The 12,460-nt window shown below is 65.4% G+C and carries 13 protein-coding genes; 3 read left to right on the top strand and 10 right to left on the bottom strand.

The window, feature by feature from the left end; all coding sequences use genetic code 11:
* Positions 1-305: 305 nt before the first annotated feature.
* The 7 genes from V5735_RS09615 to V5735_RS09585 all read right to left on the bottom strand — a co-directional run bounded on the left by V5735_RS09615 (position 306) and on the right by V5735_RS09585 (position 7,380).
* Positions 306-488, bottom strand: a complete 183-nt coding sequence (locus tag V5735_RS09615) for a hypothetical protein (protein WP_423743320.1) — start codon at positions 486-488, stop codon at positions 306-308.
* Between the two features lie 65 nt (positions 489-553).
* Positions 554-1,945 (bottom strand): FAD-binding oxidoreductase, encoded by a 1,392-nt coding sequence (locus V5735_RS09610; protein WP_423743319.1) that lies wholly within the window; start codon positions 1,943-1,945, stop codon positions 554-556.
* A 66-nt stretch (positions 1,946-2,011) separates the two neighbouring features.
* A complete protein-coding gene (locus V5735_RS09605) occupies positions 2,012-3,865 on the bottom strand; it encodes a DUF2070 family protein (RefSeq protein WP_423743318.1) in 1,854 nt (617 codons plus the stop codon).
* A gap of 36 nt (positions 3,866-3,901) precedes the next feature.
* Positions 3,902-4,450: a GMP synthase subunit A gene (locus V5735_RS09600; RefSeq protein ID WP_423743317.1), complete on the bottom strand. Its 549-nt coding sequence runs from the start codon at positions 4,448-4,450 to the stop codon at positions 3,902-3,904.
* A 73-nt stretch (positions 4,451-4,523) separates the two neighbouring features.
* On the bottom strand, positions 4,524-5,963 hold the full coding sequence (locus V5735_RS09595; protein WP_423743316.1) for a PKD domain-containing protein: 1,440 nt from the start codon (positions 5,961-5,963) through the stop codon (positions 4,524-4,526).
* A gap of 150 nt (positions 5,964-6,113) precedes the next feature.
* Positions 6,114-6,482, bottom strand: a complete 369-nt coding sequence (locus V5735_RS09590; protein ID WP_423743315.1) for a hypothetical protein — start codon at positions 6,480-6,482, stop codon at positions 6,114-6,116.
* 25 nt (positions 6,483-6,507) lie between these two features.
* Positions 6,508-7,380, bottom strand: coding sequence for a TIGR01548 family HAD-type hydrolase (locus V5735_RS09585; protein WP_423746014.1), 873 nt, complete (start codon positions 7,378-7,380; stop codon positions 6,508-6,510).
* 98 nt (positions 7,381-7,478) lie between these two features.
* Between V5735_RS09585 and V5735_RS09580 the strand changes: the two genes are divergently transcribed.
* Positions 7,479-8,090 (top strand): methyltransferase domain-containing protein, encoded by a 612-nt coding sequence (locus V5735_RS09580; RefSeq protein ID WP_423743314.1) that lies wholly within the window; start codon positions 7,479-7,481, stop codon positions 8,088-8,090.
* Positions 8,091-8,137: 47 nt separating this feature from the next.
* On the opposite strand, the gene V5735_RS09575 is transcribed toward V5735_RS09580, so the two are convergent.
* On the bottom strand, positions 8,138-8,527 hold the full coding sequence (locus V5735_RS09575) for a UPF0146 family protein (protein WP_423743313.1): 390 nt from the start codon (positions 8,525-8,527) through the stop codon (positions 8,138-8,140).
* Positions 8,528-8,566: 39 nt separating this feature from the next.
* Between V5735_RS09575 and V5735_RS09570 the strand changes: the two genes are divergently transcribed.
* Positions 8,567-9,103: an archaemetzincin family Zn-dependent metalloprotease gene (locus V5735_RS09570; RefSeq protein ID WP_007979933.1), complete on the top strand. Its 537-nt coding sequence runs from the start codon at positions 8,567-8,569 to the stop codon at positions 9,101-9,103.
* On the opposite strand, the gene V5735_RS09565 is transcribed toward V5735_RS09570, so the two are convergent.
* Positions 9,091-9,750 carry a helix-turn-helix domain-containing protein gene (locus V5735_RS09565; protein ID WP_423743312.1) on the bottom strand — a complete coding sequence of 220 codons (660 nt, stop codon included), beginning with the start codon at positions 9,748-9,750 and terminating at the stop codon, positions 9,091-9,093. The genes V5735_RS09570 and V5735_RS09565 overlap by 13 nt on opposite strands.
* An 81-nt stretch (positions 9,751-9,831) precedes the next feature.
* Here V5735_RS09565 and V5735_RS09560 point away from each other — a divergent pair, with 81 nt between their 5' ends.
* Positions 9,832-11,202, top strand: a complete 1,371-nt coding sequence (locus V5735_RS09560; RefSeq protein WP_423743311.1) for a cytochrome P450 — start codon at positions 9,832-9,834, stop codon at positions 11,200-11,202.
* Here V5735_RS09560 and V5735_RS09555 read toward each other — a convergent pair.
* Positions 11,199-12,452: a hypothetical protein gene (locus V5735_RS09555; protein ID WP_423743310.1), complete on the bottom strand. Its 1,254-nt coding sequence runs from the start codon at positions 12,450-12,452 to the stop codon at positions 11,199-11,201. The genes V5735_RS09560 and V5735_RS09555 overlap by 4 nt on opposite strands.
* Between the last annotated feature and the right edge of the window lie 8 nt (positions 12,453-12,460).

Genomic DNA, 12,460 nt, shown 5'->3' with positions numbered 1-12,460 from the left:
GGCGGAATCGGCGCGCTTTCCTCGCGCCGTGAGACAGCGTTCTCCGGGCTGACCCGCCCACCCGTCACTCGTCGGGACAACCGACGACCGGGAGACATTTCCCTCGGGCGAACCGGCGGCAATCGAGTGGCAAACGCCCTCCCTCACGGGAGAACGCGGGGACCGACGCGAACGACTGCACGCCGGGACAGGCCGAACGTGACGACCCGAAAACCCTCGGCGGAGACGCTGGGGGGGAGTAGGTCCGGTATCGAACCGACGGGTGTGGGACGGTTTTCGGGCGAGCGACGGGATAGCGATGGGGACTAGCGGCGGGGCAGCCACGGTTTTCCGGGTGTCCGCATCGTGACGGACGCGACGGGGACGAAAACGACCACTTCGCGGAACCCGACAATTCCGGCGAGCAGTGGAACCGCCGCGAAGACGGTGAGGAGAAGGCGGGCGAACGGTAGGCGAACGGCCACGCGAGCGCTAGTTTGAGAAGCCAAACGCGCGTTCGTTAAGCGACACGCCGAAAACGGGTGTTGTGAAGCACTGAAAATGAGAGCTTCGTTCAGGCTCGCGGTTCGAGGTTCCCGTGGGCGCGGAAGACGCCCTCGGGGTCGTACTCGGCCTTTATGGCGGCGAGTCGGTCTGCGTTCTCGCCGAACGGTACCTCCGAAGATTCCTCTTCGAGTCCGGGGAAGTTGACGTACTGCCCTCGGATTTCGGGAAACTCCCGCATCTCGGCGACGGACTCGCGCACCCACGCGACCGCCGCGTCGGTCTGTCGCGGGTCGTCCCAGTTCGCCTCGAAGTTGAGTCCGTACGGCGCGTCGCGGTGTGCGAAGGCGGTTTCCGTCTCGCCGACGCGGGAAATCGCACCGCCGCCCTGCCAGACGTCGACGGTCGAGAGCGGAACCGGACAGCGTTCGGCGCAGCCGACGATGGCGTCGATGATGTCGTCGCTCAACTCGTCGATGTAGAGCGACTTCCAGTAGTAGTAGCGCCCGTTCGGGTAGTCCTCGTCCAGCATCGATTGGAGTTCGGCGTAGGGCATCGTCCCGCTGAAATCGACGACCGGTTCGCCGAACTCCCGTACCGTGCGGAGTTCCGCTTCGCCCTCCTCCGGGTCCCCCGCGTAACACCCGAGGAGGGCCACCGCCGAGTCGCCCCACAACTCCTCGGGGAACTCGGGGAGGTCCGGCACCCACGCGTAGAACGGCAGGAGGCTCACCTCGGCGGGTGCGTCGGCCGCGTACGCCCGGAACTTTCGGAGGACCTCCGACGCCTGCTCGCCGTCGTACCAGACGAAGCACGTGGCGACGTCGGGACCGACTGGGTGGGCCTCGTACTCGAAGGCGGTGACGATGCCGAAGTTTCCGCCGCCGCCGCGGAGCGCCCAGAACAGGTCCTCGTGTTCGTCCTCGCTCGCCGTGAGGAACTCCCCGTCCGCCGTCACCACGTCGGCCGAGACGAGGTTGTCACACGAGAGGCCGTACTTCCGGCGGAGGTGTCCCATCCCCCCGCCGAGCGTGAGTCCGGCGATGCCGGTATCGGAGACGACGCCGCCCGGCACCGCGAGGCCGAACGGTTGCGTCTCGCGGTCCACGTCGCCCCACGTCGCTCCGGCACCCACGCGGACGCGGCGCGTTTCGGGGTTCACCCGGACCCAGTGCATCGGTTCGAGGTCGATGACGAGGCCGCCGTCGACGACCGCGCGTCCGGCGACGCCGTGCCCCCCACCGCGAACCGCTACCGGGAGGTCGTATTCCCGTGCGACGTTCACGGCCGCTCGGACGTCCGCGACGCCGTCGCACCGCGCGACCATCGCGGGTCGTTTGTTTATCATGCCGTTCCACACCGAGCGCTCCTCGTCGTAGTCCGGGTCGTCCGGCGTGACGAGTTCGCCCTTCAGTTGCGCGCGGAGTGGTTCCACTCCGGTTTCGGTCGTCTCTATCGCCATTGTCCCCCTCCGAGTGGAGGTAAGCGAGAGGCGTCGATAAACGCGATTGCGATTCGTCCGACAGCCTCAGGCGAGGAAGAAGATGAGGACGCTGATGGCCGTCACCGCGAGGATGACCGCCCCGGCGAGCGCCGCACCCATGGCCATGACGGCGTTCGCGTGACTCGCCAGCGTCTCGGTGCGGTCGTTGCCGAAGACGGTCACTTCGGCGTATTCGCTCGCCATTCCGGCTTCGACGGGTTCGAGGTCCGCGGCCGCCTCGTCCGTCAACCGCGTGATGAGCGAGATGAGTTCGTCGTGGTCGATTACCTCGCCGACCTGATTCGAGGATTCGACCATGTTCACGATGTGGGTGTCGGTAGTCATCACCTCCACGTCGTCCGCGTCCACGGCGGCGACGATGCGGTCCCGGAGGCCGGGTTCCATGTTGTTGCCGTCCACGAGGACGTAAGCCGTCCGCTGTTCCGCGACGTCGAGCACCCCGACGCGAACGCCGAGCGGCCCGATTCCCTCGGCGGGCGTCCACTCGGTTTCGTCCCACGCGACGCCGAGTTTCGGGCGACCTCGCTTCGCGGTTCCGAGTTCGTCCGCCGTCGCTCGCGCGGCCTGAATCATGTGGAACGAGCGCTCGCTTCCGGGGTAGATGTGGCCGATGTCCTCGCCCTGGAGACCGTTGTTGCAGTTGTGCGCATCGACCAGCATCACTTCGTCCATTCCGCCCGACCGGGCCTCCGCGGCGGCGGCGAGACCGACCGCGTACTCCACGTCGTCGGCGAACGACGGGGAGTAGGTGGCGACGAGCAGCGCGTCGTCGCCGAACGACTGTCCGACGATTTTGGCGTCGCCCTCCCGCGTTCGAACGCTCCGGGTGGCGTCGTCGCTGTACTCGATTCGCTCGAAAGCGGTGTGTGCGGTTTCGAGGATGGTGTCCACCTCGCGCTCGGTGACGAGGTTGAAGTCGTGTCCGGCGGTGGCGTGGGGCGGGAACGCCAACCCGTCCGACTCGGCGGCGACTCGGCGCGGAAGGTTTCCGCCGCCGATTTCGCCCATCGGACCCGGATGAATCATCGGCAGGACGAACCGCGCCTTCTCGCTCTCGTCCTCGCGGCGAAAGGAGAGGACGGTGACGGGGACGACCGCCTGTTGTCCGATCTGCTCGAAGAAGTCCTCCAGTTCGCGGGTCCCCTCCGCGATGTGGCCGATGAATCCGCGAAGGAAATCGAGCGCGCTGACGCCGAGACTGCGCCGCCACGGTCGGTCGATGACGGTGAGAAAACCGTAGACGCCGAGCGCATACATCCCGCTGACGACTCCGAGCAGGATGAAATCCCGCGGCGTGATGATGCCGAGCGCCGCCGGGGCTTTGTCCCCGCGAGCGAGCAGGTTCTGGACGAGCGGCCCGCCGACTTCGAGGACGCGAATCGTCTCGCTGTAGATGAAAAACAGGACGGCGGCGGTGCCGGTTTGGATACTCGCAGGCACCAGTGCGACCGGAAACGAGGCGCGCGAGACGGCCATCACGACGAGGAGTCGGAGGGCGAAGACGGACGCGAGGCTGAAGATGAGTACGTCGAAGACGAACTGCTGGCCCATCCCCGTGAACGCCGAGATGACGCCCGCGACCGAGAGCACGGTGACGACGATGATTTCGCACGTCAGCGCGAGCAGCGACGACCGGTTGTAGGTCAACTGCCCGCCGAGACGCCGGTCGACCGGCGTCGTGAAGATGCTCGCGACGACCGTCGGCACCCCGATAAAGAAGATACCTTCCCACGCGTCCTGGAGGATGTACTGCGAGTCGAACGCCCCGACACCCGCAATCGCGGCGATGAGGAGCGCGAACCCCACGCTCGCGTACCACCGCGGCGCACTGAAGATGTATCGGGACAGGCTCGCCAGGTCGCTCTGGGTCGCTGTCATTGGGCGAAAGGCTACGCCCCGGAGAGTTAAAGTATACTACTCACACACGCTCTGGAAGTTTTCGAACACTTCCTCGCCCTCTTCGGTGTGTGCCACCTCCGGGTGCCACTGGACGCCGTACAGGTCGCGGTCGGAATCGCTCATGGCCTCGATGCCGCACACGTCGCTGCTGGCGGTCCGCTCGAAGCCGCTCGGGACCCGCTTCACTTCGTCCGCGTGGCTGGCCCAGACGCGCGTTTCGGGTGCCAGCGACCCGACGAGCGGGTCGTCTTCGTTCGTGATATCGACGGTCACGTCGGCGTAGCCGCCGTACTCGCCCTCCCCGACTTCGCCGTCGAGGACGTGCGCCATCACCTGCATGCCGAGACAGATGCCGAGGACGGGGATGTCGAGGTCGAGGTACTCGGCGCAGTTGCCGATATCGTCCATCGACGGGCCGCCCGAGAGGACGAGGCCGTCGGCGTCGATGTCCTTCGGCGGCGTGTCGTTGTCGATGAGTTCCGTTTCGATGCCCATGTCCCGAAGCGCCCGGTGTTCGAGGTGGGTGAACTGTCCGTGGTTGTCCACGACGAGGATTTTCGTCATTGCCGGGCGGTATGGAGAGCACGGATAAAAACGCCTCGTCACCGCCGCGCCGCGCGCGGCGCTCGGTCGCGGGTCACCGACGGACCACGAGCGCCGCGCCGAGCAGGATGACCGCGACCACGAATCCGCTCATGCCGGGATGGTCGAACACGACGCTCGGACCGAACGAACGCGATTCGTTCGAACCGGGGGTCGTCTGGCCGCCGGGTTTCGCGTGCGTGGTCGTGTTCGATTCACCGGTCGTCGTCGGCTGCCCGACCGCGAGCGTCCCCGCCGAAACGCCGTTCACGGCCACCGTCTGTTTGCCCGAAGCCGTCGCTTCGTAGGTGTACGTGACCGTCTTCGTCTTCCCGGCCGCGACGTGAACCCGCTTTCTGGCTCCGACCGAGTTACCGACCGCGAGGACGGCCGGAATCGTTCCGTCGCCGTCGCCCGTATTCTCGAACGTCGCGCTGACCGTCACCTTCTCCCCCTTCGACACCTGATTTCGGTCGAGCGACACGTCCGCGACGTGGATGTTCGCTTTCGTCCGCTTCACCGTTACGGGCGTGGTCGCGCTGGCGGTGTGCCCGTTGCTATCGACGACCGTCACGCGGGCGATGTGTTCGCCCGGTTTCGAATAGGTGTGGGTCGTCGTCGGTCGCGTCGTCGTCTCGTCTACCGTCCCGTCGTCGTCGTAATCCCAGCGGTACTTCGTCGGCGTCCCCTCCGAGTCGCTCGACCTGCTCGCGTCGAGGGTGATCGGCGTTCCGGCGCTGGCCGTCCCCGCGGCCCGCAACGACGCCTGTAGCGAGGCACCACACGTTCCCGGACGGACGGTCACGGGTGAACCCATGTCGAGTTCAGTCGCGCTCGGACTCCCCGACCCGCCCGAGAGGAACGCCCACGACGTGACGGGTTCGTGTTTGAGTTGCGGGTTGTAGAGCGTCGCGTCCTCGTTCCACGAGGGCGTGACGGTTATCTTCGAATCGCCGGACACGCCGCGGAAGACGCCGCCGTCGGTGCGCGACCCGGCCCATATCCAATCGAGGCGCGTCCGCGACCAGCGGTCGTCACGATGGGGGTACGTATCGTCCATCAGCACCCACTGGCCGGAACTCGGCAGGCCGTCGAACCCGAACGTCACCGTGCTCATCGGGTTGTTGTCGCCGGTTCGGCTCTTGTTCATCTTGTCGTGGATCATCACGAGGCTCGTCACGCCGCTCGGGGCCTGATACAGGAACATCGTGCTCCCGTTCTCGCGGGTGAACGCTTTCGGGCCGAAGTAGCCGTACGCCCAACTACTCGAATTCGTGTACGGGGTGCGGTAGTCGTAGAAATCGACGACGTTCGTGTCGCCGTGAATCGGGCTGACTTCCGTGCAGGACGCACCCTGCTCGACGGCGTAGGTGCTGTGATGGTTCGTCGGCGCGTCGGGCAGGTCGCCGCCGGGCAGTCCCGGCGGCGGAAGTGCGACCGCAGTTCCGAACAGGGAGAGGACGAGGAGGGCGATGAGCACCGGACGGAGTTTCATCGAACGGGTCGCCTCCGGAAGCGATACTGATTGCGTAGCGATCTGTGAGTCGTCATGGAAACCATTCTCCGAAGACCACGCTGTCGTGCGTGGCGTATCGACTCCGGAGAAGGTCGTGATTGGCTTTGTTATGTCCCGCCTGTGTTCGTCTTAGGCGGTTCCTTCCGCGAAAAACGCCGTCGCCGGGCCGAGATAGGTGAACCACCCCGAGAACAGGATGGCGATGGCGACCCACCCGACGCTGACGACGAACCACATCGTGCCGCCGAGGTCCAGACCGCGGATGAGCGGTTGTCCGGCGAAGCCGATGAGCCACGCGACGAGGAAGAACAGGCTGTGGTTGCGAAGCGTCCACCGGTCGTCGGACGCCAGACGGGCGACGGGGAGGGAGGCGACGAACAGCACGGGCGCGAACATGACTTGCGTGAACGGGTCGGGCGGACTGAAGAGCGCGCTGAAGACGAACGCCGACAGCAGGGCGAGGACGAGGATACGAACGAGGCGGTCGATGGATACCATACGAGAGAATCGTGACCGAAAGATATCAGCTTTCCCCGAGGAGCGCCGGAAGGTCGTCGATGGAGTCGATGACCGCCGCCGCGCCCGCTTCCTCGTACTTTCGGCGACCCGACGCACCCGTCAATCCGCCGGTCAGAACGCCGACGCCGACGTACTCGCGGTCGGAGTCCGTCTCGTTTGCGTTCACCGCGGTCCGAATATCGTCCAGCGTGTCGCCGACGAAGACGACGCGTTCGGCGCCGAAGCGCTCGGCCAGCGTGGTCAGGGCGTGAGGATGCGGTTTGCCCTGCTCCCAGTCGTCCATGGTGAATCGGTGCTCGTCGGCCACGTCCAGACCGACGCGTTCGAGGGCGATGTCGGCCTCGGCGCTCGGCCTGCCGGTGACGATACCGACCGGGTAGTTCGCGGCGAGCGTTTCGACCGTCTCGGCCCCGAGGAGGACGGGTTCGTCGTTGATGTACCCCCGCGTGTCGAGCATCGGGGCCTCACCTTCGAGTTCCTCGTACAGTTCCGCGCCGAGGTAGAGTTGCTGGAACACCTCGCGGAGGTGTTCGGGGTCCCACGCCGCGCGGACGGTCTCGTGGGCGTCGTCGGGTAGTTCCTCGGCAACCACTTTCTCCGCGGCGTCGAGGCCGCCGCCGTTCGCCGCGATATCGTCGGTGAACTCCTCTATCGTGCTGTTCAACCCCTCGCGGGAGGCGAGGACGTACAGCGCCGCGGCGTACGTGAGTTCCCAATCGTTGTTGAAGCCGGACGCGTTCTTGAATGACTGAATCGCGTCCTCGGAGATTGTGTCGCCGTGGACCCGTTCGACGGATTCGAGTATCGCCCGTCGGTAGGAGTCGGCCACGTCCACGAGTACCCCGTCGATGTCGAGTACGACTGCATCCACGTTCATACCGTCGCGTTCGTCCGCGGCGATAAGGGTTTGCCGAATCGTCGAGTGTGCCATCGCCCGCCGAACCGACTATAGTCCTGCCCTTTGAACGACCCCCCATGGACCACGACGAACTCCAGCGACGCTACGGCCGCGACGAATTCTACTGGGGAACGGAGCCGAACGGATTGGCCGAGACGGTACTGGAGTTCGCGCCCGAGCGAACCGCGCCCGCCGCCATCGACATCGGTAGCGGCGAGGGCCGGGACGCGGTATTCCTCGCCGAGCAGGGCTACGGCGTACTCGCGGTGGACCCGATTCCGAACGGGTTGGAGAAGACCGAGCGCCTCGCCGAGGAGCGGGGCGTCCAAATCCAGACGAAGGAAGCCGACATCAACGACCTTGACTTCCCGTCGATGGACGTGGTGTACTCCTGTGGTGCGCTCCAGTATCTCCGCCCCGAGAACCGCGACGCGCAGTTCGAGCGGTTCAAGACCGCGACCACGGACGGCGGGATTCACGTCCTGTTCGCGTTCGTGGACCACCCCGAAATTCCGACCGCACCCGACTGGGGCGACAACGAGCACTTCTACCACCCCGGCGAACTCCAGGGGTACTACGACGACTGGGCGGTTCTGGAGGAAGACGAACTCGTCTTCAACGACGATTCGGGAGGGGAACCACACCAGCACGCCGCGGAGACGATAATCGCCGAGAAGCCGGAAGCGTAAGCACTTCGACGCGTTCGAACACCCGAGACGGTTCGGTAAAACGGTCCCTACTCCCGCGCCCAAAACAGCGTCTCACCCGGAATCGTCTCCCGTCGAACGGGAACCGACGGTTGGTCACCGCCGAGGGTCGTGAAGACGAAGACCGAATCGCACTCTTCGGCCACCGATAGCGCGGGACGATGGAGTTCCGGCGGCAGGTTTTGGGCGTAAATCACGTCCGCCGACTCGTACACGTCCACCACCGGGTCGGTCACGTCGTCCAGTCGAAACTCGACGCCCTCCGGGACCGTTCTCGGTCTGATATCCGTCGCGGTGACGACGACGCCAGTCGCGGCGAGTTCGTCGGCGACGTCCGGTCGATTGCCGATTCCGACCTCGACCGCGCGCGGATAATCGGCTAGGCGGGTGACGATTTCGTCGCGGATGTTCGGGTTCACGGCGGGATGTTTATGCGTCGTCCGCTCATAGGAGTTGCCATGTTGATTGACATCGTCCCCGTGGGGGACGTTACGGGGCGGGTCAAACGCGAGGCGTCAGCGGCCCTTCGGGCGATTTATGACTGCGATGTGATGGTGCACGAGCGACAGGAAATCCCCTCCGGTTCCCACGACCCCAACCGCGACCAGTTTCGCGCCGAGGATTTTATCGAACTGGCGAGTCGCATCGGAACCGGGGAGAAGAACATCGCCATCACGCCACAGGACCTCTTCTACCGCCGTCGCAACTACGTCTTCGGTCTCGCCTATCTCGACGGCAGCGGCAGCGTCATCTCCACCTATCGACTCCAACCCGCGACCGACGGTCTCTCCTCGGACGGCGGCATCTCCACCAAGCCGCGGGAAGAGGTGTTCTCGGACCGCGTTCGCAAGGAAGTCGTCCACGAAATCGGGCACACGCTCGGCCTCGAACACTGCGACAACAACCGCTGTGTGATGAACTTCTCGCCGACCGTCCGCGAAGTGGACGTGAAAGAGGAGAACCTCTGTGGCACCTGCCAGCGTCAGGTGCTCTGAACGAGTTCCCTGACGATTCTCGACTCCGCGTTTCGAAGGTGCGTCGAAGCCGTGCTCGGCGCGCAGTCCATCTTCTTCGCCACCGCCTCGACACCGGCCTCGCGCGGCACGTCGTAGTAGCCGACCGCGACGGCCGTTTCGAGCGCCGACCGCTGGCGCTCGGTTAACTCCGCCCAGAGTCCCATCCGCGGCGTGTCGTACTCGCTCACCCGCTCGACTGACACGTCGATGTCGGCGTCCACGTCCTCCATCACGGCGTGCATGTCCGCGGACTTCCCGACGAGTTCCATCCGCATCGCGCCGTCGCTGGTGTACGTGATGGGCGGAATCACGAGGATGCTCGTCCCCGCGAACGCGGTGCGAAAGTCGGCGTCCACGTCGCGTTTCTCGTGTTCGATATAGGCGTAGAACGAGGCGTCGTCGAGCGGCGTCAACTCGTACTCGTGTATCAGCGGAGCGGCGTCCACAGCCTCGGCGTACGGTTCCATCTCGCCGACGATTCGAAAGAGGACGTAATCCCGGTCCTCGTGCGAGAGGTTCCAGTTCAGCAGTTCCGCCCGCTCCATCGCGTCGTGCTCCATGATGAACGACCGCATCGGGTTCCGCATCTCCCGCGGATGGCGAAGCGTGAGCCGAACGTACTTCATACCCGACCATACATCGCCCCTCATAAATTCCCTAGTGGATTCGACGGAACCGGCTTCGGTCCGTCTCCCCGACATCTAGATATGACGACCTCCGAAATCCCGCCGACCGAGCGCTCGGACGACCGCCCGCTTCCGCCGGGACCGACATCGTATCCCGGCGTGGGGAACACCATCGGTTTCCTCCGCGACCCGTTCGCGTTCTACGACGGCCTCCGCGAGTACGGCGATGTGGTGTCGTACTCCGTCGCGGGCGAGGACTTCTGTACGCTCCTCCACCCCGAGCACGTCGAGCGGGTGCTCGTCACGGAGGAGTCGAAGTTCGGAAAGAGCGAGTTCATTCGGGAGGCGGGTGAGAAGTTCATCGGGAACGGACTCTTCGCCAGCGAAGGCGAGTTCTGGCGACGCCAGCGGACGATGATACAACCCGCGTTCTACCGCGAACGCATCGGAACCTACGCGGAGCCGATGGTCGCGTTCGCGGCCGAAACCGCCGACTCGTGGGACGACGGGGAGACGATTCGGCTCCAGGAGGTGATGAAACGGTTGACGCTTCGAATCCTCGCCGCGGCCCTGTTCGACCAGGACGTTCGCGGCGCGGACTCGTCCATCCGCGACGCGGCGCGCGGTATCGCGCGAGCCATCAACGAGAAGAGCGACGCGGGGTCGGTCGACTCGCTGCTCCCCGATTGGGTTCCCACCGCGACGAATCGGCGGTATCGGCGCGCGATAACTCGGTTCGACGAGGCCGTCGAGCGACTCATCGAGGAGCGGCGCGACGAACCGCCGGGCGACGACTTCCTCTCGATTCTCCTCCACGCGACTGACGACAGAGGGGAGGGGATGTCGGACGAGGCGCTCCGCGACGAACTGGCGACGTTCCTCTTCGCGGGCCACGAGACCACCGCGCTCGCGCTCACCTACTGCCTGTACCTGCTTTCGAACCATCCGCGGGTGCGTCGAAAACTGAACGACGAACTCGATACCGTGCTGGACGGCGACGCGCCGACGATGGCCGACTTGCGGGCGCTCGACTACACCGACAAAATCGTCACCGAAGCCCTTCGTCGCTATCCGCCCGCCTACGTCGTCTTCCGCGAGGCGACGGAGGACGTCGTCCTCGGCGGCTACACGATACCCGAGGGGACCTCGCTGACGCTCCCGCAGTTCGTGATTCAGAACGACGACCGCTGGTTCGACGACCCGGAGACGTTCGACCCCGACCGGTGGACCTCCGAGATGAAAGCCGACCTGCCGGACTACGCCTACTTCCCGTTCGGCGGCGGACCGCGCCACTGCATCGGGATGCGCTTTGCGAACGCCGAAATCCGACTCGTGCTGGCGACCATCGCGCAACGAGTCGAGTTCGATTGTTCCACCGACGAACTCGACTTACGGATGGGGACGACGCTGGAACCGACGAACCCGATCGAGATGACCGCGAAAACGCGTTAGCGCCACCGCTCGACGGCGGTGCCGACGAGCGCCAACAGGCCGAAGACGATGATGACCAACTCCTGTGCGAGGTTGTTGGGGACGACGTACTTCGCCATCGAAATCCCCCACGCGACCCGTTCGTTGACGGGGGACGCTTCGCGGGTCCGGTTCGGAATCCCCGCCTCGTTCGCGGTCGGGCCGTCGCTCCCCTCGCCCGGCAGGCGGTCCGCTTCGTAGGGGAGCGACCCGGTTTCGACCGACCAGACGATTTCTCCCTTCTCGTTCAGTTCGACCACGCGGTCGTTGTACGAGTCGGCGACGAGCGTGTGGCCGTTCGGCAGGCGGTCGGCGTCGCGGGGCCAGTCGAAGACGCCACTCCCCCCGTACTCCCAGACGACGCTTCCGTTTCGAATCTCGACGATGCGGTCGTGTTCGCTGTCGGCCACCAGCAGCGTGTCGCCGAGCGTGTCGGGGTTGTGCTGTTCGTAGAGGATGTCGCCCGATGCCGAGTAGGAGTCCGGGCCGACGACGGGTTCGAGGTGCGCCGACCCGTTCTCGACGTGCAGGTCCGCGACCGTATCGAAGTTCCGGAGGCTGATGCGGAAGACGCCCGGTCGGATGCGGTCGACGTCGTTGACGTGCGTCCAGTCGCCCTCCTCGTCCATCCCCTCCGGGAAGTCGTAGCGGTCGGTCGCGTTCCACTGCCAGAGGATTTCCTTGTCGCGGTTCACGGCGAACACGCGGTCGTTGCCCATGTCCACCATCACCCAACGGTCCTCGCCGTTCACGACGTAGTGGTCCGCGTCGTGGAGTTCGTGGGCGTGCAGTTTGGCGTCGAACCACGAGTACTCCCACAGGGTTTCGTTCGTGTCCTGCGCCACGACGCGAAGCGAGTTTCGAACGCAGTTGTCGTAGCCGTCGTCCCGATACTTCGTCGGACAGTCCGAATCGGGGAGTTCGTCGGCCACCGCTATCTGCACCCGGTTCGTCCCGAGCGCTTCCACGTCGAACACGTCGTCCGCTTCGGTGTACTCCCAGACGGTTTCTCCGGCCGGGTTCACCTCGATGGCGCGCCCCTCGTGTTGGTACCCCTGCAATGCGATGAGGGTGTTGTTGGCGGGACGTTGCTCGTCGACCGAGAGGGACGGTCGGTCGTGGGTGGTGAGCGCCCCGACTCCGGCGGTGGCGAACAGCACGACCGCGAGGGCGGCGAATAGTTTCGCTCGGTTGTCGGAGGCCGAAAGCCACGAGGAGAGCGCGGAAATCACTAGTCGGA

Source organism: Haladaptatus sp. SPP-AMP-3 (assembly GCF_049568665.1).
GTDB classification, from domain to species: domain Archaea; phylum Halobacteriota; class Halobacteria; order Halobacteriales; family Haladaptataceae; genus Haladaptatus; species Haladaptatus paucihalophilus.
This window is presented reverse-complemented; position numbering and strand designations above follow the sequence as displayed.

Excerpts from the sequence above, each read along its gene's own strand:
- V5735_RS09610 (WP_423743319.1), bottom strand. The coding sequence starts at position 1,945 with ATGGCGATAGAGACGACCGAAACCGGAGTGGAACCACTCCGCGCGCAA.
- V5735_RS09605 (WP_423743318.1), bottom strand. The coding sequence starts at position 3,865 with ATGACAGCGACCCAGAGCGACCTGGCGAGCCTGTCCCGATACATCTTC.
- V5735_RS09600 (WP_423743317.1), bottom strand. The coding sequence starts at position 4,450 with ATGACGAAAATCCTCGTCGTGGACAACCACGGACAGTTCACCCACCTC.
- V5735_RS09595 (WP_423743316.1), bottom strand. The coding sequence starts at position 5,963 with ATGAAACTCCGTCCGGTGCTCATCGCCCTCCTCGTCCTCTCCCTGTTC.
- V5735_RS09590 (WP_423743315.1), bottom strand. The coding sequence starts at position 6,482 with ATGGTATCCATCGACCGCCTCGTTCGTATCCTCGTCCTCGCCCTGCTG.
- V5735_RS09585 (WP_423746014.1), bottom strand. The coding sequence starts at position 7,380 with ATGAACGTGGATGCAGTCGTACTCGACATCGACGGGGTACTCGTGGAC.
- V5735_RS09580 (WP_423743314.1), top strand. The coding sequence starts at position 7,479 with ATGGACCACGACGAACTCCAGCGACGCTACGGCCGCGACGAATTCTAC.
- V5735_RS09570 (WP_007979933.1), top strand. The coding sequence starts at position 8,567 with ATGTTGATTGACATCGTCCCCGTGGGGGACGTTACGGGGCGGGTCAAA.
- V5735_RS09565 (WP_423743312.1), bottom strand. The coding sequence starts at position 9,750 with ATGAAGTACGTTCGGCTCACGCTTCGCCATCCGCGGGAGATGCGGAAC.
- V5735_RS09560 (WP_423743311.1), top strand. The coding sequence starts at position 9,832 with ATGACGACCTCCGAAATCCCGCCGACCGAGCGCTCGGACGACCGCCCG.